This is a genomic window from Salipiger abyssi, from assembly GCF_001975705.1.
Classification (GTDB): Bacteria; Pseudomonadota; Alphaproteobacteria; order Rhodobacterales; family Rhodobacteraceae; genus Salipiger; species Salipiger abyssi.
Map to the genome: position 1 here is coordinate 2716465 of NZ_CP015093.1, position 23038 is coordinate 2739502.

Genomic DNA, 23038 nt, shown 5'->3' on the forward strand with positions numbered 1-23038 from the left:
CAAAGGCACCGCAGATCCGTCTCCCCATCAACCTGGCCCCCTGCGCGCTGCGGCTATGGTCTCGATACGCGTCTTCCGCTATTCAATCGAAGAGGGAAGGAGTGTTGCGTATGATCCCCACGTATCAGGAGCTTATGAGACCCGTCCTGGAGGCGGCGCTTGGGGGAGAACGCAAGATCTCCGACGTCGTGGAGGAGATCTCCGCGACATTCGGACTGACCGAAGCGGAGCGTGAGGAAATGCTCCCAAGCGGCAAGCAAACCACGATTGCCAACCGGGTGCACTGGGCGCGTACCTATCTGAAACAGGCGGGTCTTGTCCGGAACCCACGACGCGGATTTTATGAACTCACGGAGGTGGGGCGCAACCTCGCCGAAGACGCGACGGTGAAGGTAGACACCAAATTTCTTAAACAGTTCGACGACTTCCTAGCCTTTCAGGCACGCACAAAAACCGCCGAGCCGCAAGCCTCGTCCGACGCGCCCGAAACCGATGCCGACGCGACGCCGGACGAGAGTATTCAGGCTGCTTATGCGCGCCTCAACCAGTCTCTGGCCTCCGGTCTGCTCGATCAGGTCCGCGGCGCCTCGCCGGCCTTTTTCGAGGCGTTGCTGGTCGATCTGCTGTTGCAAATGGGCTATGGCGGCTCGTCCGAAACCGCCGGGCGGGCGCTTGGCCGGACCGGCGACAACGGCGTCGACGGGGTGATCGATCAGGATCCGCTGGGCGTCGATCAGATCTATATCCAGGCCAAGCGCTATGCCGAGGGCAATACGGTCGGCGCCGGTGACATCCGCGATTTCTTCGGGGCGCTGAACATTCGCCGCGCCACCAAGGGGATCTTTTTCACCACCTCCTCCTTCAGTGCCTCGGCGCGCGATACGGCGCAGGCGCTCGGCACGCGGATCATCCTCATCGACGGCCCGCAGCTCGCGCGGCTGATGATCCGCTACAATGTCGGATGCCGCGATAAGGAGGTGCTGCGCATCAAGCAGATCGACGAGGCCTATTTCGACGAAGAGATCTGACCGCCCCTGTCTCAGACCTTGGTCGCATCGGCAGCCGCGCGGGGCGTTGCTAGGGTCGCGCCATGCGGCGCCTTCTGGTCCTTTTTCTGCTGAGTCTCGCCGCCCTGCTGACGGGGCGGGCCCATGCCGCGCCGCTTGACCGCGAGGCGATGGCGGAATTCGTCTATGCGCCCTATGTGCTGGGCGAAGAGGTGAACGACAAAGGCGTCTGGGAGCTGCTGAATTCCGGCGGCGGGCCGGCGGGCTATGCCTTCGAGACCGAGCTGATGGCGCCGCTGCCGGGCTTTTCCGGTGCGCCGGTCAATATCTTTGCCATGCTCGATCCGGAGGGGCGGTTTCTCGACGTACGGCTGATCTCGCACAATGAGCCGATCTTTGTCTCCGGGCTGGGCGAGGCGCCGTTCCGGCAGTTCTTCGAGCAATATGCCGGGCGCTCGATCTCCGAGACCATGGTGGTGGGCAACGCCTATGGCGATGGCGGCGCCGGCTCGCCGCTGATCTATCTCGACGGGGTGAGCAAGGCCACGGCGAGCGTGCGCATCGCCCATGAAAGCCTGATGGCCGCCGCCCGCGAGGTGGCGCGCGAAAAGCTTCAGGGCATTTCCGCCGGCCCGCCCGCCTATCCCGACCCCGACCGTGACGAGGCGCTGAGCTGGGGTGATCTGGTGGCGCAGGGCATCGCCACGCATAAGCGCGTCAGCAATGCCGAGGTCGACGCGCTCTTTACCGGCACGATCTGGGCCGATGACGATCCGGAGGCGGCGGACGATCCCGAGGGCGCCTATCTCGATCTCTGGATCGTCGATCTGGGCCCGCCCGCCATTGCCCGCGCGGTGCTGGCGCCCGACACGCAGGCCGAGCTGGCGCGGTTCCTGGCGATCTCTCCGGACGAAGAGCCGATCCTGCTGATCGAGGCGGGGCGGCACGGGCTGGTCTCGCCCGAGTTCATCCGCAACACCGCGCCCGACCGCATCGCTGCCGAGCAGGACGGGCTGCCGGTGGCGCTGCGCGACGCGGATCTCTTGGTCGAACTGGCGGAGGGTGTGCCCGGGGGCACCGCGATGATCCTGCGCACCGACCGGCGGCTGGGCTTCGATCCGTCGCGCGAGTGGGTCCTCAAGGTCGAGGCGGTGCGCGAACACGGCATGTTCCAGCCCGAGATCGGCACGCGCGAGCTGCGTGTGCGTCACGCCACGCCCGAGCGGTTTTTCCTGCGTCCCGGCGCGGTGCAGACGCTGCCGCCCTGGCGCGAGGCGATCCTCAACCGGCAGGGCGACCTGATCCTGCTTTGCGTCTTTCTGATCGCGCTGCTGCTGGCGGTGGGGCCGGCGCAAAACCGGCTGGCGGCGTCGCGGGTGTTTACGCCGCTGCGGCTGGGGATACTGGCGGTGATGACCGGGTTTGTCGGGTTCTGGGGGCAGGGGCAGCTCTCGATCGTCACGGTGCTGGGGGTGATCCGCACTGCGCTTGACGGCGGCAGCTATGCGTTCCTGCTCTACGATCCGTTTTCGCTGCTGGTCTGGGGCGCGGCCATTGCGGGCTTCGTGTTCTGGGGGCGGGGCTTCTTTTGCGGTTGGCTTTGCCCGTTCGGCGCGCTTCAGGAATTCGCCGCGCATCTGGGCCGGTTGCTGCGCCTGCCGCAGATCGAGCCCGCGCCGTGCTGGGACCGGCGGTTGAAGGGGCTGAAATATCTGGTGCTGGCGGGCATGGTGGCGGTGGTCTTCGTGGCGCCGGGCGAGGTCGATACGGTGGCCGAGATCGAGCCCTTCAAGACCGCGATCACCACGCATTTCCTGCGGCCCTTGCCCTATGTCGTCTGGGCGGTGGGGCTACTGCTGCTTAGCGCGATGCTCTTCAAGGGCTTCTGCCGCTATCTCTGTCCGCTGGGGGCGGTGATGGCCATTGGCGGGCTTTTGCGCGGGCGCGACTGGATCGCGCGGCGCGCCGAATGCGGATCGCCCTGCCAGCTCTGCCGGGTGCGCTGCCGCTACGGCGCCATCGAGAAATCCGGCAGGATCGCCTATTCCGAGTGCTTCCAGTGCCTCGACTGTGTGAAAATCCATGACGACCCGGCGCAATGCGTGCCGCTGGTGCTGGCGGCGAAGGCGCGCAAGCGGCCTGTTCGCCCGCAAGACGGGGTGCCCGCCGAATGAGCCTGTCGCGTCGCCGTTTCCTGACGATTTCCGCCGCCTGTGTCGCGGCGCCGGTGCTCGCCGATGCCGCGCCGGCGCGCTGGCAGGGCATGGCGATGGGGGCAGAGGCCGAGATCACCCTCTACGGGCCGGGGGCGCCGGTGGCGCTGACGGAGGCGGTTGCGCGGCTGCGTGGGGTGGAGCGGTGCTTCAGCCTGTATGATCCGGGTTCGGAGCTGTCTGTGCTGAACCGCGAAGGTCTGCTGGTGCCGTCGGAGGACTTCCATGCGCTGATGGCGCAGGCGGATGCGATCCATCGCGCCACTGGCGGGGCCTTCGACCCGAGTGTGCAGCCGCTCTGGCGGGCGCTGGCCATGGGGGGCGATGTGCGTGCGGCGCGCGATGCCATCGGCTGGGACCGGGTGGCGCTGGGCGCGCGGATCGTTCTGGCGCCGGGGCAGGCGTTGACCTTCAACGGCATCGCGCAGGGCTTTGCCACGGATATTGTGGCGGATCTTCTGGCGGCGCGGGGCTTTGGCCGGGCGCTGGTGAATATCGGCGAGTTTCGGGCGCTGGGCGGGCCGTGGCGGCTGGGTCTCTCCGATCCGGGGGAGGGCTATCTCGGCACGCGCACGCTGGAGGGCGGGGCGATCGCCACCTCCAGCCCCGGCGCGCTGATGCTGGGGGAGGAGGGCCACATCCTCGACCCGCGCGGGCAGGGCGCGGCGCGCTGGTCGACGGTGAGTGTGGAGGCTCAGAGTGCCACGGTTGCGGACGGGATGTCGACGGCGGGCTGTCTGATGAGCGCGGAGGAGATTGCGCGGGCGGCAGGGGCGCTGCCCGGGATCCGGCGCGTGACGCTGGTGGATCGGGAGGGCGATTTGCGGGTGGTGGAGGTGTAGCGCGGCCGGTGGGCATATTGCCCACCCTACAGGAGCGCCACCCGCCCCGGACTTGATCCGGGGCCTCATGCCCTGCGACAGCGTGGAGCGGTGAGGTGGAGGCCCCGGATCAAGTCCGGGGTGGGTGAGGCTGGCTGTCGACGTTACCGCTCCGGAACCAGATGTGTCAGACCGTGGGCGGCAAAGATCGCGGCGATGCGCCCGTCTTCCAGCCCCGCGCGGATCGCGTCGTCCACCGCATATCCCAGCGCGCGGTAGCGCATATGCACCGCCACGCCCACCGTCCAGCGGCTCACCGCGAAGCCCGCAAGCGGCGGCTGGTGGATGCCGATGCCGGGGGCCGCGCCCGCTTCGAGCTGCGCCAGAGGCCCCATCGCCGCCATGGTCTCGCCCGCCGCCAGCGCCCCCATCGCGGCGGCATAGCTCGGATAGCGCCGCACGCCCTGCGCCAGCTGCCCGCCGGCGAATGAGGTCAGGTAGAAATCCGAGATCGAGTCGTTCTCCACCGCCACCGTGTCGAAGCGGAAATAGGCGGGAACGGGCTTTTCCTCAGGATAGGCCTCTTCGCGATAGGCGATGGCGATCTGCTCGGCGGCATATTGGCCGGTGAACACCACCTGGTCCACCCGGCAGGCATAGTCGCTGTCATAGGGCACATGCAGCATCACGTTCGACACGCGCCCGCCGATCACCGGGCCTTTCCAGATGTTGTTGCGCAGATCCGCGTCGAGGTTTTCGCCCGCCGGCACCAGGTGAAACCGCGCCTCGACACCGAGATCCTGAGCAATCAGCCGGCCGATCTCGATATCCACGCCCACAGGCTTGCCCTTGTCCTCATAGGACCAGGGCGCGAAATCCTCATAGGCGGCGAAGTCGATAAAGCCGCGCTCGACGATCTGGTCGAGATCCTGGCCGACAATGTCGCGGCTGGCGTTTTGCGGTTTCGGCTGAGGCACCCAGTCCTCGCAACGCGCGTAAGCCGGGCCTGCAAGCGCAAGCCCGGCCAGCGCGGCCATCAGTTGACGCCGCAACATGTCAGTGCGCCGCGGAGAGCCCGATCGTCAGCGTCTCGGCGGCATGCGCCGTGGCGCCGGGATCGGCGGCAAGCTGATTGGCGGCGCGGAAGGCGATGCTGTCGGCCACCGGCGCGCCGGAAAGCGTCTCGATCTCGCCGGCGATCTCGGCAAGCCGCGCCTGCAAGGCCGCCACATCGCCCTCACCGGCGGCGAGCTGGTCGCGGATGCCTTTCAGCTCGTCCGATTGATCCTCCACCGCCATGTCGTCGGGGCGTGCCTCGACATAGGTGCGGATCGCCCAGGCGGCTTTCTGGCCCAAGAGCTCGCCGAAGGCCGGCATCTTGGTGATGCCGTTCTGGGTATAGCCATGGCGGAAGCGCTCGATGAACCACTCGTCGCCGTATTCCTCGGCCTCGAGAAAGCGCAGATCCGGCGCCAGCCCGCCCGAGATCACCTCCAGCCCGTGGCAGCGGGCGCAGTTCTGGTTGTAGCCGGAGGAGCCGATCTCCACCGCCTTCAGCCAGACATCCTCCCCGGCGTCGCGATAGGGGTTCTCGGTCAGCCACTCCTCGCCGACCTCGGGCAGCGCATCGGTATCGACCGGCTGCGGCGCCACATCGCCATGGGCGAAGGCAAGGGTTGCGGTCAGAACACAGGCGGCGGCGCCTGTCAGGACAGGGCGAGACACTCGAAATGCGGACATGGGGACCTCCTCCGTTTCCACTGGTTTCAGTTTGGTTAGCAAGACGCCCCTGGGGGCCATATTGGACCTTGGTCGCGAAACCGGTCTGTCTTCGACCATGGTCTTACGGCGCCGGCGCGCACGGCGGGTTAGCCTGCTCGCAGGGAGGACAATCCATGCGTGTTTTCGGGCTTGCAGCCTTGGTGTCACTGTCGCTTGGTGCCGCCGCCGCGTCGGAAACGACGGTTCGGGTCGGCTATCTGTCGGTGGCGCGTCCGGCGCCGCCGGTGCTGTCGAATCTCGATCCCGACCCGGAGGATCTGGGCCTCGCGGGGGCGCGGCTGGGGCTGGCCGACAATGCCACCACCGGCAAGTTCCTGGGCCAGAGCTGGACGCTCACGGAAACCGCCGTGCCCGAGGGTGGCGACGCGCTGGCGGCGGCGCGGGCGGCGCTGGCCGGCGCGCCGTTTCTGGTGATCGACGCCCCCGCCGAGACCCTGACCGCCATCGCCGATCTGCCGGAGGCGCAGGGCGCGCTGCTCTTCAACGCCAGCGCGCCGGACGCGGCACTGCGCGACGAGGCCTGCCGCGCCAACCTGCTGCACACGATCCCGTCGGACGCGATGCGCGCGGATGCGCTGGCGCAGTTCCTCGTCCAGCGCCGCTGGAGCGATGTCGCGCTGATCTCCGGCGGGCATGACAGCGACCGCGCCTTTGCCGGGGCGCTGAAAGCCTCGGTCGAGAAATTCCGGCTGAAGCTGGTGGGCGAGAAGGACTGGATCTTCGATGCCGACATGCGCCGCAATGCCAGTGCCGAGGTGCCGCTTTTCACACAGGAATTCGGCGAACACGACGTGCTGCTCATCGCCGACGAGATCGGCGATTTCGGCCGCTACGTGGTCTACAACACCTGGCTGCCGCGCCCGGTCGCGGGCTCCGAAGAGCTGGTGCCGCAGGCCTGGGCGCCGGTGGTCGAGCAATGGGGCGCGGCGCAGCTGCAATCGCGCTTCGAGGATCTGGCGCATCGCGACATGACCTCCGAGGATTACGCCACCTGGGCCGCGATCCGCACGCTGGGCGAGGCGGTGACCCGCACCGGCTCGGGCGAGGCGGGCGCGCTGCGCGATTACATCCTCTCGGACGCGTTCGAACTTGCCGGCTTCAAGGGCCGTCCGCTGAGCTTCCGCCCGTGGAACGGGCAGTTGCGCCAGCCGATCCCCATCGTCACCGATCGCGCCGTGGTCGCCACCGCGCCGCTGGAGGGGTTTTTCCATCAGGGCAACGAGCTCGACACGCTGGGGCGCGACGCCCCGGAAAGCGCCTGCCGCGCATTCGAGGAGAACTGACATGCTGCGACTGACCGCCATCCTGACGCTTCTGGCCGCGCCCGCGCTGGCGGGCGGCGAGATCTGGGTGACCAATGAAAAGGACGACACGATCAGCGTGATCGACATCGACAGCCTTGAGGTCACCCGCACCATCCCCACCGGCGAACGCCCGCGCGGCATCACCTTCAGCCACGATTATTCCCGCGTCTATATCTGCGCCTCCGACAGCGACGCGGTGCAGGTGATGGACCCGGTCTCGGGCGAGATCCTGCACGATCTGCCCTCGGGCGAGGACCCGGAGCAATTCGTGCTGCATCCCGACGACCGGCGGCTCTATATCGCCAATGAGGACGATGCGATCACCACCGTGGTCGATACTGAAACCCGCCGGGTGATCGAACAGATCGACGTGGGCATCGAGCCCGAAGGCATGGCGGTGAGCCCGGACGGCAAGATCGTCATCACCACCTCTGAGACCACCAACATGGCGCATTGGATCGACACCGAGAGCGAGGCGATCTTTGCCAATACGCTTGTGGATTCACGCCCGCGCCATGCCGAGTTCGTCAAGGACGGCGCCGAGCTCTGGGTCTCTGCCGAGATCGGCGGCACGGTGACCGTGTTCGACACCGCGACGCAAGCGGAAAAGGCCAAGATCCATTTCGAAATCAAGGGTGTGCACCAGGACCGGCTCCAGCCGGTGGGGTTCGAGCTGACGCCGGACGGCAAGACCGCCTTTATCGCTCTGGGCCCGGCGAACCACGTCGCCGTGGTCGATGCCGAGACCTATGAGGTGGAGGAGTATCTGCTGGTGGGCCGCCGCGTCTGGCACATGGCCTTTGACGGCGATCACAGCCGGCTTTTCACCACGAACGGCGTCTCGGGCGATGTGACGGTGATCGACGTGGCGGCGCGCAAGCCGGTGAAGACCATCAAGGTCGGGCGCTTCCCCTGGGGCGCGGCCTTCAGGCCGGAAGGGGGCTGACCCGCCGGCGCAATCGCGAGAGGAGACGGAGAATGCGAACGGTTTTCACGGCCCTGTGCCTGCTGGCGGCCTTGCCTGTGGCGGCGGACGAATACGGCACCACAAATCCCGAGGAGCTGACCTGGCAGTCCCTGCGCGACCGCGCCGCCGAGGGCGATACCGACATGATGGTCTGCGCCTCGGGCTATCTGATGACCAAATCCGGCGATCACGCCACCGCCCGCGCCATCTTCGAGGCCTGTGCGGCGGCGGGGTATACCGGGGCGATGACCTGGATGTCCTATATGGAGCAGAACGGGTTCGGCGGCGATTTCGACCCCGACGCCGCCGCGCGCTGGGACCGGCAGGCCGCCGAGGCCGGCGACCCGGTGGGCAAGTTCAACCACGGCGTGAACCTGATGCGCGGCTTCGGCATCGCACAGGACGAGACCGCCGGGCGCCGCCTGATCGACGAGGCGGCGGGCGCGGGGCTTCCTGTCGCGAAGCGCTTGCAGGGCGCGGGCTACGATCTCGACGAAATCACGCCGGATGCCGACAACTGGCGCTATGCGCCGCTCTTCTGAGGTTTTTACGAATCGTGCTGCGGTGAAGCGTGCGGGGAGGGGGCAGAGAGACCCGCTGGCGCCAGAACAGCGCTCCGGTGTCGCAAAGCGGAAGATTCATGCCGCGCATATGTAAGCGGATCTGCCCGATCTCGGCGACAAAGCGGTAAGCGCGCGTGCCCGGGAGCTGGAAGCAGTCGTCATGATCAATGTACTGGCGGGCGTGTGGGCGCTCCTTCTCGGAATAGTGCTCATCATGCTGGGCAACGGCATGCATTTCACCCTGATCGGTCTGCGCGGCGGGATCGAAGGGTTTTCCCCAGCGGAACTGGCTGTCGTCACCTCCGGCTATTTCATCGGCTTTCTGACCGGGGCGCAGACCGCGCCCAAGCTGATTCGCCGCGTCGGCCATGTGCGCGTGTTCGCGGCGCTGGGCAGCTTCATGTCCGCCGGGCTGATCGCCTTCCCGCTGATCGCCGAGCCCTGGGCCTGGACGATCCTGCGCCTGCTGCTGGGCTTCTGCATGTCGGGGGTCTATGTCACCGCCGAAAGCTGGCTCAACCACGCGGCCACGAACGAGACCCGCGGCAAGGTGCTCTCGGCCTATATGATCGCCCAGACCCTGGGCATCATCGGCGCGCAGGGGCTGCTGTCGCTGGGCGATGCGGGCACCTCGGTGCTGTTCATCGGCGCCTCGATCCTTGTGTCGATCTCCTTCGCGCCGATCCTGCTGTCGATCACGCCGGTGCCGGCGGTCGAGGTCGCGCGACCGATGCCGCTGCGCGCGCTGTTCCGCGCCTCGCCGCTCGGTACGGTGGGGATGTTCCTGCTGGGCGGCGTCTATGCGACGCAATCGGGCATGGGGGCGGTCTTTGGCACGCAGATCGGGCTGAGCGCGGGGCAGATCGCGCTCTTCATCGCCATGCTCTTTGCCGGTGCGCTGGTGCTTCAGTACCCGATCGGCTGGCTCTCGGACAAGCTCGACCGGCGCAAGCTGATCTTCGGCTCCTCGGTCTTCGGTGCCGGGGTCTGTGCGCTGGGCTGGGCCATGGGCGGCGGGTTCTGGGCGCTGCTCGCGGCGGCGTTCTTTGCCGGCGGCGTCACCACGCCGCTCTATGCGCTGATCATAGCGACCACCAACGATGTGCTCTCGACCGAGGACATGCCGGCGGCGTCGGGCGGGCTGGTCTTTACCTTCGGCCTCGGCGCCATCGCCGGCCCGCTGGTTGCCGGCTGGGCGATGCAGGCGCTGGGGCCGCAGGCCTTCTGGCTGGTGCTGAGCGTGACCTTCGCGACGATTGCGTTCTACGCGGTCTACCGTATGACCCAGCGCGTCAGCGCACCGCAGGAGGAAAGCGAGAGCTATCTGAACGTGTTGCCGACGAGCTCGATGGTCGCGGTCGAAGCGGCGGGTGTCTGGGCGGCGGAAAACGCCGAAGCGGAACGCGAGGAGGAGGAGGGCTGACGGTGCGGCGTAGGGTCGCCCGACGGGCGTGTGCGACCTGGACCGGGTGGCCTTGGGGTTGAGGGTCGTGTAACCCAACACTCGTCATGAGTGAGAAGGGTGCCCGATGAAACGTTCTGTCGCTGCGACGGTGCTGACTGTCCTGTCTTTGATGTCCGGTTCAGTACAGGCCGATCCGGCCGAGCGATTGGCGGACATCCTGGCATGGGACTACGTCACCCCCGAGGGACAGCTTGCATCCCGGAAAACCGCCTCCTTCGAAGGCTGCGTTCTGAAACTGACTGTGGACAAACTGGATGCCTGTTCGAAGGGCGCCAGTTTCGGAAGGACAGACACCTATATTGATATCCGGGTCCTCAAAGCCGACAGGGCGGATGTCGAACATAGCAGGCCGGCGAGACCGTTTCCCGGTGCGCCCGGAGCAGGTCTGGTTTACGCCTACAGGTGGGCCTACAACCGGCTTCTGAAGGTTGCGAACGCAACCGGCGATCGGATCTTCGACGAAGAGTTCAGGAAATATCCCAAAGACGCCGCCAGCCGGCTCGAGTCGCTCAGTGACAGATATCGGGAAGAGATCGACCCGCAGAGCTATTCTAGATCAAGAAAAACCGTTTCGTATTGTTCGGGCGCAGAACTGACCGCGCCATTGCGCGCGTCTTCGGTCACGTTTTTCATGGCGCCCGAGAACACCGACGAATTCATCGATCTGCTAGGAGAATACGCGCTGAATTGTGAGGCCGCGTATCAGGGCTGATCCGGATTGGCCCCGCCGGATGTCCTGTCACAGGTTCTTGAGGTGAAATTGCTGGTGTGACCTTTGGCTGCCTGGCGCACTTGTCGAGAGGCACCGAATTTGTCCTTTTTCGGGTTTGTGACCGAGGTGGACAGAGCCTGAGGTCGGCGATGCGGACAACCCGGGCGTTCAGCGACGACGAGAGCTCATTACGCCCCACAGACCGGCACCGCCGATCAGGCAGGTGCCCGTGACGACTGGCAAATTCGGTATCGTTCCGAAGAACACGACAGCCCAGAGGGCCGCGAATACCAAATAGGAGAAGTCGAGACCCGCCACAACAACGGTCGGGCCAAGCTGATAGGCTCGCGCCAGAAGCACATGAATTGCGATTGAGATAATCGCCAGAAGGGCAACCACTGGTGAATTTTCCTAGTTCAGCGGCGCCCAAGCCGTAAGGAGGAACGGATAAACATCCGGGCGGGCAACAACAGCAGAGACGATGATCCCGGCAAGCCCCGAGACGGCAAAGACGATGTTGAGGGAAAAGGTCAAAATCCAAGCGTCAACGGCCCCCATCCGTCCCCGTGTGGTGACCATCGCGAATGCATAGCACAATGCCGAGGCCAGAGGGATCAGGGCCGCCATCGAGAACTCGTCCCCGGTCGGTCTCAAAACGATCAGGACACCGACAAACGCCGCGAAAACCGCGCCCCACTGGGCAATTGCAACCGGCTCGCGCAAGAAGAGGCCGGAAAACAGGACGATGAACAACGGCCCGGTATAGTAGACGGCGGACACCACCGGGAGTTCCAGCACCGGCAGGGCTGCATAGAAAGACACGTACATCGCCACGATCAGCGCCGACCTGAGCAGAACCCAGCGGTTTAGGGCCGGGCGCAGCCGACCGGGACCAGTCCGCAGGATCAGCACGGCCAGAAGCGGCAGGATCAGGATAGAGTGCAGGAAGAAGAGCTGCCACAGCGGCAGTCCCGCGCTCAGCAGTTTCACCAGCGCATCCTGCAGCGCCATGAGCGCCGCCGGCCCTCCCAGCCGAGAAAGATCGGGGGCCGCCCCCGTGACACCGCGGATCGCATTCAGCATAATTCAACTCAAGGATTCTAACTTTCATCAAAAAAATGGACGCAAAATTCAGATGAGTCAACAGAAGGGCGATCAGAGCGTCGGGATGGCGGCAGGCGCGCGGGAGACGCAGGAGATCGTCGGAGCGCGCATGCGTGAACTGCGCAAGGCCAAGGGGATGACCCTTCAACAGCTTGCCGGAGAAACCGGATTGTCGGTCGGCTATCTGAGCCAACTGGAGCGTGAACAGGCCGTGCCCTCGATCCGTTCGCTCAACACGATCTCTCGCGCCCTCGGTGTGAACATCAGCTGGTTCTTTCCTGACCCTGATCGTGAGGCCAGCCCGGAAGCCACGGTCATCGTCCGAGCCTCACGCCGCTCCGCGCTTCGGTTCGAATCCGGTATCCGGGACGAGCTTTTATGCCCGACGCTCGGTGGAAACCTGGAGATGCTGCTCTGCACCTTCGAACCCGGCGCGAGTTCCGGCGAGCCCTACGCGCATGACGGTGAAGAGGCCGGGTATGTCAGCGAAGGCCAACTGGAACTTCGGATTGAGGATGAAACCTATCTTCTGAACGCGGGCGACAGTTTTCACTTCGATTGCAATCGCCCGCATGGCTACGCCAACCCTACAGGTCAGCGTACCATTGTCGTGTGGAGCGTGACGCCGCCGCATTATTGACCGATGGTTTGGACACGAATGCCGCGAAAGGGCTCGGCGCCGACCTTCAGATTTTCATGCAGCGGGTCCCAAAGGCAGTTTGTGACCCCAAAGGATAAATGTGCTGACTATCGACAGCACTGTCCCCCAAAGCCCTAGACCATGGTGCAATACACCCCGCCCGGCGCAGGCGGGATACTCGGGGCGGATGCGCGGGCCCCTTGCGCGAACGGTGCTGTGCGCGCGTCCGGAACCGATGCAAACCCCGGGAGATACACCATGCACCGTTTCATTGCGCTCGCCGCGCTCTGCCTGGCCACGCCGGCCCTGTCCAACACGTTCGACGAGGTCAAGGTCTCGGCGGGAAAGCAGCTCTTCGATGCCGAATGCCGCCGCTGCCATGCCGTTGATTCCACGGATCCTTCCTACGGTCCGCCGCTGGAGAACGTGCTTTATCGCGGCGCCGGCACCTATCCGGATTACGACTATTCCACCGCGCTTTCGGCCTCCGGCATCGTCTGGACCCCGGCGGCCCTGCGCGCCTGGATGGCGGATAATGACGGCTTCATGCCGGGCACCAAGATGCGCCATGTGGGCATCGAGGACCGCACCGTGCAGGACTTTATCCTCGCTTATCTGACGTCGATCACCACCCAGGACAACCGCGCCATCGAAGGGCAGGAGTGATCCGGCCCAAAGGTCGTACGACCATGGTGCAATTCATCTCCGGCGCCCTGCCGGGGATGATTTTCACCGGAGGACCGGCCCGCCACGCCGGCATTTCCGAACCGTCTCGAAGGGAGGACATCATGAACCGCTTTATCCTGGCCGTCACGGCCAGCCTGCTCGCCGCCGGTGTCGCGCAGGCGCAGGTCACCGAAGAGGATCTGGCCAACGACCAGACCATGACCGAACAGGTCGTCACCAACGGCATGGGGCGCCATCTTCAGCGCTACAGCCCGCTGGAGACGCTCAACAAGGACAATGTGAAGAACCTCGTGCCCGCCTGGGCCTTTTCCATGGGCGGCGAAAAGCAGCGCGGGCAGGAAACGCAGCCGATCATCTATGACGGTGTGATGTATGTCACCGGCTCCTATTCGCGGCTCTACGCCATCGACGTGATGAGTGGCGAGGAGCTCTGGCAATACGATGCGCGCCTGCCCGAGGGCATCCTGCCCTGCTGCGACGTGATCAACCGTGGCGCCGCGATCTATGGCGACAAGATCATCTTCGGCACGCTCGACGCCCGGCTCGTGGCGCTCGACCGCAAGACCGGCGATGTGGTCTGGCGCGACAAGATCGCCGATTACAAGGCGGGCTATTCCTACACCGCCGCGCCGCTGATCGTGAACGGGCTGGTGATCACCGGCAATTCCGGCGGCGAGTTCGGCATCGTCGGCGAGGTGCAGGCCCGTGACGTCGAGACCGGCGACATGGTCTGGACCCGTCCGGTGATCGAAGGCCATATGGGCACGCTGAACGGCGAAGAGTCGACCATGACCGGCGAGCTCAACGCCACCTGGCCGGGCGACATGTGGAAGACCGGCGGCGGCGCCACCTGGCTCGGCGGCTCCTACGATGCCGAGACCGATACGCTGGTCTTTGGCACCGGCAACCCGGCGCCCTGGAACAGCCATCTGCGCAATGCGGGCGCGCCCACCGAAGGCAATGCCGGCGACAACCTCTATGCCGCCTCGCGCCTCGGCATCGACCCGGCCACCGGCGAGATCAAGTGGCACTTCCAGTCCACCCCGCGCGAGGGCTGGGATTATGACGGCGTGAACGAGGTCGTGGCCTATGAGGACGCGGATGGCACCAAGCTGTTCGCCACCGCCGACCGCAACGGCTTTTTCTACGTGCTGAACCGCGAGGACGGCTCTTTCGTCAGCGCCCATCCCTTCGTCAAGGACATCACCTGGGCGAGCGGCATCGACGAGACCGGGCGGCCGATCTACAACGAGGACAACCGTCCCGGCAATCCGGCAGAGGCGGCCGATGGCGGCAAGGGCGAGGTGGTGTTCTCGGCCCCGGGCTTCCTTGGCGGCAAGAACTGGATGCCGATGGCCTACAGCCAGCATACCGGCCTGTTCTACGTGCCCTCGAACGAATGGGGCATGGATATCTGGAACGAGCCGGTGACCTACAAGAAGGGCGCTGCCTATCTCGGCTCGGGCTTCACCATCAAGCCGATGTACGAGGACCATATCGGTTCGCTCAAGGCCATCGACCCGGCCACCGGCGAGTGGAAATGGGAGTACAAGAACGACGCGCCGCTCTGGGGCGGGGTGATGACCACCGCCGGCGGTCTGGTGTTCTTCGGCACGCCCGAGGGCAAGTTCATCGCGCTCGATGACGAGACCGGCGAAGAGCTGTGGTCGTTCCAGACCGGCTCCGGCATCGTCGGACAGCCCGTCACCTGGGACATGGAGGGCGAGCAATATGTCTCGGTCGTTTCCGGCTGGGGTGGCGCTGTGCCGCTCTGGGGCGGCGAGGTCGCCAAGAAGGTGAACTACCTCAACCAGGGCGGAACGGTCTGGACCTTCAAGCTGCCCAAGCAGCTGGCCGCGGCCAACTGATCCGGTTCTGAGACTCCAGCGATACGCCGCAGCCGCGGCGTATCGTATTTTGCAGTCGCGGCCACGGATCTGCGCAAGCGGCAATCATTGCGATGGCGCGCAAGCCACCATTGGCACGGCATTTTTGGGCCGGACTTTACAAGCCGGGGGGAACCGGCTCTTGTGACCGGAAGGCAAACGGAAACAGCGCGCGCGGATCCCCCATGGCCATTACGGCGAGCATTCATCACCTCACCCATTACAAGTACGACCGGCCGGTTTCGCTGGGCCCGCAACTCATCCGGCTGCGACCGGCGCCGCATTCGCGCACAAGGGTGATCTCGCATTCGCTGAAGGTCAGCCCGACCGGGCATTTCGTGAACCACCAGCAGGATCCTTACGGCAACTGGCTGGCGCGGTTCGTCTTTCCCGAACCGGTGACCGAGTTCAAGATCGAGGTCGATCTGGTCGCCGATATGACGGTCTATAACCCGTTCGACTTCTTCGTCGATGAAGAGGCGCAGACCTGGCCCTTCGAATACCCCGAGGAGTTCCGCAGCGATCTCGAGATCTACCGCATGCCCGAGGCCGCCGGGCCGCGCTTGCAGGCCTATCTCGACCAGTTGCCGAAATCGGCGGAGAACACCGTCAATTTCCTCGTCGATCTCAACGCCAAGCTGCAACAGCATATCGGCTACGTCATCCGCATGGAGCCCGGGGTGCAGACCCCGGAGGAGACGCTCCAGCACGCGCGCGGCTCCTGCCGGGACACCTCCTGGCTGCTGGTGCAGATCCTGCGGCATCTGGGCTTTGCCGCGCGGTTTACCTCCGGCTATCTCATCCAGCTCAAGCCCGATCTCGTCTCGCTCGACGGGCCGGCGGGCACCGATCACGATTTCACCGACCTGCACGCCTGGTGCGAGGTGTTCCTGCCCGGCGCCGGCTGGATCGGGCTCGACCCCACATCCGGCCTGCTGACCGGCGAGAGCCACATCCCGCTCGCCTCGACCCCGCATTACCGCAACGCGGCCCCCATCACCGGCATGGCGAGCTTTGCCGAGGTCGATTTCAATTTCGACATGTCGGTGACGCGGGTGTCCGAGCATCCGCGCATCACCAAGCCCTTTTCCGAAGAGGCGTGGCAGGCGCTGGATACGCTGGGCCACAAGGTGGACGACGCCATCAAGGCGCAGGACATGCGGCTCACCATGGGCGGTGAGCCGACCTTTGTGTCGATCGACGATTTCGAAAGCGCCGAGTGGAACACCGCCGCCGTGGGGCCGCAGAAACGCGGGCTCGCCGATACGCTGATCCGGCGCCTGCGCGACCGCTTCGCGCCCGGCGGCTTCCTGCATTACGGGCAGGGCAAGTGGTATCCCGGCGAGACGCTGCCGCGCTGGACCTTCTCGCTCTACTGGCGCCGCGACGGCAAGCCGATCTGGAAGAACTCCGATCTGGTCGCCAAGGAGGACGCCAAGGGCGCCACTGCCGAGGATGCCGACCGCTTCCTCTCGGGCTTTGCGCAGAATCTCGGGCTCGACGGCGATTTCGTGCATCCGACCTATGAGGATCCGGTCGAGTGGATCATGAAGGAGGCGGATCTGCCCGCCAATGTGACGCCCGAGGACAGCAAGCTCAAGGATCCCGAGACCCGCGCCCGCATCGCCCGCGTGTTCTCGCGCGGGCTGGAGAATCCGGCGGGCTATGTGCTGCCGATCCAGCGCTGGCAGAGCAAGGCACAGCCCGCGACCCGCTGGCGCTCCGAGCACTGGAAGACCCGGCGCGGGCATCTCTTCCTGATCCCCGGCGACAGCCCCGTGGGCTTTCGCCTGCCGCTCGGCGCGCTGCCCTATATCGCGCCCTCGGCCTATCCTTATGTCTATCCGACGGATCCCAGCGTCCCGCGCGAGGCGCTGCCCGATTTCCACGCCGACCGCGAGGAAAAGCGCCGCGCGCTGATGGAGGAGCTGGAGCGCATCGCGCAGGACGAGGCGCGGATCGCCAGGGAACAGGCCGAGATGCTGCCCGAGGTGACCGAGGGCCGCGAGCAGCCGGTGTCGGACGCGCGCGATGCCGGGCGCCGGCAGAAGATCATGGAGCAGGGCGTGGACCCGGAGGGCGGGCAGGTGCGCACCGCCATCGCCATCGAGCCGCGCGACGGGCGGCTCTGCCTCTTCATGCCGCCGGTGGAAGAGCTGGAGGACTATCTCGAACTGCTCGCCACGGCGGAGGAGACCGCCGAGGAGCTGGGCCTGCCGATTCATATCGAGGGCTACACGCCGCCGCATGACAGCCGCATGAACGTGATCCGCGTGGCGCCCGATCCGGGCGTGATCGAGGTGAACATCCACCCGGCGCATGACTGGGAGGATTGCAAGGCGATCACCCAGGGCGTCTATGAGGAGGCGCGGCTGTGCCGGCTCGGCGCCGACAAGTTCATGATCGACGGCAAGCATACCGGCACCGGCGGCGGCAACCATGTGGTGGTGGGCGGCGAAACGGTGCTCGACAGCCCGTTCCTGCGGCGCCCGGATCTCATGCGCTCGCTGATCCTCTACTGGCTGCGGCACCCCTCGCTCAGCTACCTGTTCTCCGGCCTCTTCATCGGCCCGACCTCGCAGGCGCCCCGGATCGACGAGGCGCGGCATGACAGCCTCTACGAGCTGGAGATTGCGCTGTCGCATTTCCCGCGCCCGGAGGATGGCGAGCCGCCGCAGCCCTGGCTCACCGACCGGCTCTTGCGCAACATGTTGATCGACGTGACCGGCAACACCCACCGGGCCGAGATCTGCATCGACAAGCTGTTCTCGCCCGACGGCCCCACGGGCCGGCTGGGGCTGGTGGAGTTCCGCGGCTTCGAGATGCCGCCGGATGCCAAGATGAGCCTTGCCCAGCAGGTGCTGATCCGGGCGCTTCTGGCGCGGTTCTGGAAGGAGCCGGTGCAGGGCCGTCCGGTGCGCTGGGGCACCGCCCTGCATGACCGCTTCATGCTGCCCTATTTCGTCTGGCAGGATTTCCTCGAAGTGCTGCGCGACCTGCGCGGCCACGGGTTCGCGTTCCGCTCCGACTGGTACGAGGCGCAGAAGGAGTTCCGCTTCCCCTTCGCCGGCGAGGTCGAGTACGAGGGCGTGCATCTGCAACTCAACCAGGCGCTGGAGCCCTGGCACGTTCTGGGCGAACGCGGCGCCATCGGCGGCACCGTGCGCTATACCGACAGCTCGGTCGAGCGCATGCAGGTGCAGCTCACCGCCATGGATCCCGACCGCTATATCGTCACCTGCAACAAGCGCCCGGTGCCGCTGACGCAGACCGATGCGAGCGGCGTCAAGGTCGGTGGCGTGCGCTTCAAGGCCTGGCAGCCCGCCGAGGCGCTGCACCCGACGCTGCCGGTCAACGCGCCGCTGGTCTTCGACATCTTCGACACCTGGACCGGCCATGCGCTTGGCGGCTGCACCTATCACGTCGCGCATCCGGGCGGGCGCAACTACGACACCTTCCCGGTCAACACCAACGAGGCCGATGCCCGCCGCCTTGCGCGGTTCGAGAAACTGGGGCACAACCCGGGGTCTTACTGGCCCGCGCCCGAGACGCCGCATCCGGAATTCCCGATGACGCTCGACCTGCGCAGGGCGCCGGGGCTTTGAGCCCGTAATGCAGGACGAGGCAGACACCATGACGCCGGACGCGCTCTCGCGGTTTCTCGCAGGCTACACGCCGCTTGCGGGGGTTGCCGACGAGCTGAAGCGTCCGGACGGCTCGCTGCGCCCGGTCTGGGCATCGCTGATGCGCTATCTTGCCGGGCAGAGCGCCGAGACGCTGGCCCGCGCCTTTGCGCGCGGCGATCAGTATCTGCACGATACCGGCGTCTATTTCCGGCAATATACCGGCACCGGCTCGACCGTGCGCGACTGGCCGCTGAGCCATGTGCCGGTGGTGATCGACGGTGCCGAATGGGCGGCGCTGGCCGACGGGATCGCGCAGCGCGCCGAGCTGCTGGAACGGGTCATGGCCGATCTCTACGGGCCGGGCAATCTGGTGCGCGACGGCTTCCTGCCCGCCGATCTTGTGGCGCAGAACCCCGAGTGGCTGCGCCCCATCGTCAATATCCGCCCGCGTTCGGGCAATTTCCTGCATTTCCTCGCCTTCGAGATCGGCCGCTCGCCGGATGGCAGCTGGTTCGTGCTGGGCGACCGCACCCAGGCGCCCTCGGGGGCGGGGTTCGCGCTGGAAAACCGCATGGCGTCGAGCCGGGTGTTCCACGATCTCATGCCCAAGGCCAATGTCGAGCGGCTTGCCGGGTTCTTCCGCAGCTTCCGCGACGCGATGAACGGGCTGCGCGGCGACAATGACGGGCGGGTGGCGATCCTGACGCCGGGCCAGCATACGGATACCTATTACGAACATGCCTATATCGCCCGCTATCTCGGCTTCTCGCTGCTGGAATGCGAGGATCTGAAGGTTCAGGACGGGCGGCTCTCGGTGCGCACGATCAACGGGCCGGAACCGGTGGGTGTGCTGTGGCGGCGGCTCGATTCGCGTTTCGCCGATCCGCTGGAGCTCGACGAGACCTCGGCGCTCGGCACGCCGGGCATGGTCTCGGCGCTGCGCGCAGGGGCGATGGATATGGTCAACTGCCTGGGCTCCGGCGTGCTGGAGGCGCGGGCGCTCATGGCCTTCCTGCCGCGTATCTCCCAGCACCTGATGGGCGCGCCGCTGAAGCTGCCCAATATCGCCACCTGGTGGTGTGGCCAGCCCACCGAGCGCGCCTATGTGCTGAACAATCTCGAACGCATGATGATCGGGCCGGCGCAATCGACCAAGCTGCCTTTCGATATCGACGCCACCACCGCGCTCGGCGGCAAGTTCCGCGGCACCGCGCACAGCTCGGTGGCCGACTGGATCGAGCGCGAGGGCGCGACGCTGGTGGGGCAGGAGGCGGTGACGCTCTCGACCACGCCGGCGATGATCGACGGCAAGCTGGCGCCCCGGCCCATGGTGGTGCGGGTCTTTGCCGCCCGCACGCCCGAGGGCTGGGCGGTGATGCCTGGCGGCTATGCCCGTATCGGACGTTCCGGCGACCCGGCGGCGCTGGCGATGCAGGCGGGCGGTTCGGTCGCCGATGTCTGGGTGATGGCCGATCAGCCGGTGGTGCCCGACTCGCTGAGCAAGACCGGCAGCGGCCCGTTCCTGCGGCGCCTGCCGGGGCTGCTGCCGGCGCGGGCGGCGGACAATCTCTTCTGGCTGGGCCGCTATGTGGAGCGCGCCGAGGGCGGCGTGCGGGTGCTGCGCGCCTATCACCTGCGACTGGAGGAATACGGCCGCCGCACGGTGCCGCTGGTCAACGGTCTCGGGCAGTTCCTCGACGGGTTCGGGATCGACCCCGAAGAGCCGATACCGGCCACGCTTCTGGGCCAGTTCGACGCCTCGGTGATCTGCGCCAGCAAGGTGCGCGACCGCTTCTCCACCGATGGCTGGAACGCGCTCAACGATCTCTCGGCGACCGGGCACGACCTCGCCACGCGGGTGCTGCCGGGCGACGATGCCGCCCGCGCCATGAGCGTTCTGCTGCGTAAGATCGCCGGGTTCTCCGGCCTCGTGCATGACAATATGTTCCGCTTCCTCGGCTGGCGCTTTCTGACGCTGGGGCGGGCGCTGGAGCGTGCCGACCAGATGGCCGCCGTGCTCTCGGTCTTTGCCGACCCGGAGGTCGCCGGCGGCGGCTTCGACGCGGCGATCGAGATCGGCGACAGCGTCATGACCCACCGCCGCCGCTATTCGGTGGAGACCAACCGCGATACAGTGATCGACGTGCTGGCGCTCGACCGCGACAACCCGCGCTCGATCCTGTTCCAGCTCGACCGAATGCGCGAGGAGGAGGCGCGGCTTTCCGAGCTTTCCGGCATGGCCGAGATGGGCGAGGCCTCGCGCCGGATCCTGATGCTGCAAACCGCGCTGGCGGTGTCGGGGCCGGAGGCGATCAGCACAAGGCGCCTGCGCCGCATCCGGCGCGAACTGGCAGCGATTTCCGAGGCGCTCACCGCGCAATATCTGAGCTGAGGCCCATGAGTCAGAGCTACGACATCACGCTGAAGATCGCCTATCTCTACGAGAGCCCCGCCGCCGCGAGCCGGACCTTGCTGCGCATGCTGCCGCGCAACCTGCCCGAGCAGCAGCTGCTTTACGGCGTGGTGACGACCAACCCGGCGCCGGATTACCGGCTCGACGATATCGACTTCTTCGGCAACCCGACCACCGAGGTCAGCCACGAGCGGCGGCTGTCGGAGATCGAGTTCCTGTTCCGGGGCAGGGTGCTGCGCCACGGCGATGCGGGGGGGCTCGATCTCTCCTGCGCGCTGGACAGCCTGCCGCGGGAACTGGCGCAGATCCACAGCATCGGGCCGGCGAGCCCGCATCACTTCCTCGGAGCCTCGCCGCGCCTGCCCGCCGAGCCCGAGATCGCGGCCTTTGCCCGCGACTGCGCCCGCCCGGGCATGTCGGCGCTGGCGGCGGCGGATGCGCTGAGCCTGGCGCTGCACGACGCCTTCGATTTCGATCCGGAGGCCACCGAGGTCACCACCACGCCCATCGAGGCGTTCCGCGCCCGGCGCGGCGTCTGCCAGGATATCAGCCATGTGATGATCACCGGGCTGCGCGCGCTGGGGATCCCGGCGGGCTATGTCTCGGGCTTCCTGCGCACCATCCCGCCCAAGGGGCAGGAGCGGCTGGCGGGGGCGGATGCCATGCATGCCTGGGTGCGCGCCTGGTGCGGTGGCGAGACCGGCTGGGTGGAGTTCGATCCCACCAATGCAATCCGCGCCGGCACCGATCATGTCACCGTGGCGATCGGGCGCGATTACTCCGACGTGGCGCCGGCCAAGGGCTCGCTGCGCTCCGAGGGCTCGCATGACACGACCCATCAGGTGGATGTTGTGCCTGTCTGATAGGCTATGGCCGGGCGGGCTATTCCGCCGCGATCTCCTCGCGCCTGCCGAGGCAGCAGAATTCCGAGCGCAGCATCTCCAGCAACGGCTGCACGATCTGCGGTCGGGCACTGGAGGCATAGAGGCAGATTTTCTGCAAGCCCAGATCCGGCAGCGCGCCGATCGGGATCATCTCGAAATGCGAAGGCGCATGGCCTTCGAGCACCGGGGTGATCGCCAGATCGGCGGAGACCGTGACCTCGATGGTGCGGTCGCTTTCGGAATCCACCGCCAGCTCCCATTCGGTGTCGGCGCGCTCCATCCGCGCGATGGTGACCGGGCGGAAGCCGCAGTGGCGTGAGAAGGCGACGCGCAGCGGGCGGGATTTCCACGCGGTGCCGCCGGGCGCCCCGTACCAGCGCAGCGGTACGTCGAGCAGCGACTCGCCGCCATCGCCCGGCTCGACCTCGGTGGTGAGGATGACGTCGACGGCGCCGCGTGCGAACTGCTCCTTCAGCTCTGCGGTGTAGGAGCTGATGAGCTGGAGCTTCACCCTAGGGAAATCGCGCTGCATGCGCTTCATCACGCGCGGGATCACCGGGTAGACCACGTCATGCGGCACCCCCAGCACGATCTCGCCCTCCCAGTCCTGAAGCGTGAGCCGGGCATAGATCTCGTCATTCAGCTCGACCATGCGGCGGGCGTATTTCAGCAGCTGCTCGCCGGCGGGGGTCAGGCTCACCCCGCGTCCGGAGCGGTCGAGCAGGGCGATGCCCAGCATCTCCTCCAGCCGTTTGAGCTGCATCGACACCGCCGATTGCGTGAGGTTGAGAAAGCCCGCGGCGCGGGTGACGCCGCCGGAATCCGCGACGGCCATGAAAGAGCGGAGCGTGGTGATGTCGAGATTGCGCATGAATCGGATTTCGTGATGGGGGGCGTCAGGAATAGTCGTTTTACAGATGGGTCGCCGAAGAGCATACCGATCACATGAAGACATGGAAATGAA

19 protein-coding genes are annotated in these 23038 nt (G+C 66.4%); 14 read left to right on the forward strand and 5 right to left on the reverse strand.

The genetic code is table 11. The features are described from left to right. Nucleotides 1-110 precede the first annotated feature (110 nt). The 3 genes from Ga0080574_RS16695 to Ga0080574_RS16705 all read left to right on the forward strand — a co-directional run bounded on the left by Ga0080574_RS16695 (nucleotide 111) and on the right by Ga0080574_RS16705 (nucleotide 4062). Complete coding sequence (locus tag Ga0080574_RS16695) at nucleotides 111-1028, forward strand: restriction endonuclease (protein ID WP_076702314.1); 918 nt, start codon at nucleotides 111-113, stop codon at nucleotides 1026-1028. A gap of 62 nt (nucleotides 1029-1090) precedes the next feature. Continuing rightward, a complete protein-coding gene (locus Ga0080574_RS16700; RefSeq protein ID WP_076702317.1) occupies nucleotides 1091-3181 on the forward strand; it encodes a 4Fe-4S binding protein in 2091 nt (696 codons plus the stop codon). After that, nucleotides 3178-4062 (forward strand): FAD:protein FMN transferase, encoded by an 885-nt coding sequence (locus tag Ga0080574_RS16705; protein WP_076702321.1) that lies wholly within the window; start codon nucleotides 3178-3180, stop codon nucleotides 4060-4062. The genes Ga0080574_RS16700 and Ga0080574_RS16705 overlap by 4 nt, the downstream gene beginning before the upstream one ends. A gap of 143 nt (nucleotides 4063-4205) precedes the next feature. On the opposite strand, the gene Ga0080574_RS16710 is transcribed toward Ga0080574_RS16705, so the two are convergent. Together Ga0080574_RS16710 and pedF are read right to left on the reverse strand one after the other, a co-directional pair. Continuing rightward, nucleotides 4206-5078: a substrate-binding periplasmic protein gene (locus Ga0080574_RS16710; RefSeq protein ID WP_076706028.1), complete on the reverse strand. Its 873-nt coding sequence runs from the start codon at nucleotides 5076-5078 to the stop codon at nucleotides 4206-4208. Between the two features lie 19 nt (nucleotides 5079-5097). After that, nucleotides 5098-5781: a cytochrome c-550 PedF gene (pedF, locus tag Ga0080574_RS16715; protein WP_076702324.1), complete on the reverse strand. Its 684-nt coding sequence runs from the start codon at nucleotides 5779-5781 to the stop codon at nucleotides 5098-5100. 155 nt (nucleotides 5782-5936) lie between these two features. On the opposite strand from pedF, the gene Ga0080574_RS16720 reads away from it, so the two are divergent. The 5 genes from Ga0080574_RS16720 (at nucleotide 5937) to Ga0080574_RS16740 (ending at nucleotide 10834) form a co-directional block, all read left to right on the forward strand. Beyond that, a complete protein-coding gene (locus tag Ga0080574_RS16720; RefSeq protein ID WP_076702327.1) occupies nucleotides 5937-7106 on the forward strand; it encodes a lanthanide ABC transporter ABC transporter substrate-binding protein PedA1 in 1170 nt (389 codons plus the stop codon). A 1-nt stretch (nucleotide 7107) separates the two neighbouring features. After that, nucleotides 7108-8073: a YVTN family beta-propeller repeat protein gene (locus Ga0080574_RS16725; RefSeq protein WP_076702330.1), complete on the forward strand. Its 966-nt coding sequence runs from the start codon at nucleotides 7108-7110 to the stop codon at nucleotides 8071-8073. A 32-nt stretch (nucleotides 8074-8105) separates the two neighbouring features. Further along, complete coding sequence (locus Ga0080574_RS16730; protein WP_076702334.1) at nucleotides 8106-8636, forward strand: tetratricopeptide repeat protein; 531 nt, start codon at nucleotides 8106-8108, stop codon at nucleotides 8634-8636. Nucleotides 8637-8817: 181 nt separating this feature from the next. Further along, nucleotides 8818-10080 carry an MFS transporter gene (locus tag Ga0080574_RS16735; RefSeq protein ID WP_076702337.1) on the forward strand — a complete coding sequence of 421 codons (1263 nt, stop codon included), beginning with the start codon at nucleotides 8818-8820 and terminating at the stop codon, nucleotides 10078-10080. 106 nt (nucleotides 10081-10186) lie between these two features. Beyond that, complete coding sequence (locus Ga0080574_RS16740; RefSeq protein ID WP_076702341.1) at nucleotides 10187-10834, forward strand: hypothetical protein; 648 nt, start codon at nucleotides 10187-10189, stop codon at nucleotides 10832-10834. Between the two features lie 168 nt (nucleotides 10835-11002). Here the strand turns inward: Ga0080574_RS16740 and Ga0080574_RS25975 are convergent, their stop codons facing one another. Together Ga0080574_RS25975 and Ga0080574_RS16745 are read right to left on the reverse strand one after the other, a co-directional pair. After that, the gene (locus Ga0080574_RS25975) at nucleotides 11003-11233 is read right to left on the reverse strand and encodes a hypothetical protein (RefSeq protein WP_156876386.1); all 231 of its coding nucleotides are present in this window, start codon (nucleotides 11231-11233) and stop codon (nucleotides 11003-11005) included. A 12-nt stretch (nucleotides 11234-11245) separates the two neighbouring features. Next, entirely contained in the window at nucleotides 11246-11917 is a 672-nt protein-coding gene (locus Ga0080574_RS16745) for a DMT family transporter (protein ID WP_076702344.1), read from the reverse strand. A gap of 52 nt (nucleotides 11918-11969) precedes the next feature. Here Ga0080574_RS16745 and Ga0080574_RS16750 point away from each other — a divergent pair, with 52 nt between their 5' ends. From Ga0080574_RS16750 to Ga0080574_RS16775, 6 genes are all read left to right on the forward strand, one after another. Continuing rightward, the gene (locus Ga0080574_RS16750) at nucleotides 11970-12578 is read left to right on the forward strand and encodes a helix-turn-helix domain-containing protein (protein ID WP_076702349.1); all 609 of its coding nucleotides are present in this window, start codon (nucleotides 11970-11972) and stop codon (nucleotides 12576-12578) included. 258 nt (nucleotides 12579-12836) lie between these two features. Continuing rightward, entirely contained in the window at nucleotides 12837-13244 is a 408-nt protein-coding gene (locus tag Ga0080574_RS16755; protein WP_076702353.1) for a c-type cytochrome, read from the forward strand. A gap of 122 nt (nucleotides 13245-13366) precedes the next feature. Further along, nucleotides 13367-15133: a PQQ-dependent methanol/ethanol family dehydrogenase gene (locus Ga0080574_RS16760; protein WP_076706029.1), complete on the forward strand. Its 1767-nt coding sequence runs from the start codon at nucleotides 13367-13369 to the stop codon at nucleotides 15131-15133. Nucleotides 15134-15336: 203 nt separating this feature from the next. After that, a complete protein-coding gene (locus Ga0080574_RS16765; protein WP_076702358.1) occupies nucleotides 15337-18756 on the forward strand; it encodes a transglutaminase family protein in 3420 nt (1139 codons plus the stop codon). A gap of 7 nt (nucleotides 18757-18763) precedes the next feature. Next, nucleotides 18764-21169: a circularly permuted type 2 ATP-grasp protein gene (locus tag Ga0080574_RS16770; RefSeq protein ID WP_083716876.1), complete on the forward strand. Its 2406-nt coding sequence runs from the start codon at nucleotides 18764-18766 to the stop codon at nucleotides 21167-21169. Nucleotides 21170-21174: 5 nt separating this feature from the next. Beyond that, on the forward strand, nucleotides 21175-22053 hold the full coding sequence (locus Ga0080574_RS16775; RefSeq protein WP_076702362.1) for a transglutaminase family protein: 879 nt from the start codon (nucleotides 21175-21177) through the stop codon (nucleotides 22051-22053). Between the two features lie 19 nt (nucleotides 22054-22072). Here the strand turns inward: Ga0080574_RS16775 and Ga0080574_RS16780 are convergent, their stop codons facing one another. Beyond that, a complete protein-coding gene (locus tag Ga0080574_RS16780; RefSeq protein WP_076702365.1) occupies nucleotides 22073-22945 on the reverse strand; it encodes a LysR family transcriptional regulator in 873 nt (290 codons plus the stop codon). Nucleotides 22946-23038 lie beyond the last annotated feature (93 nt).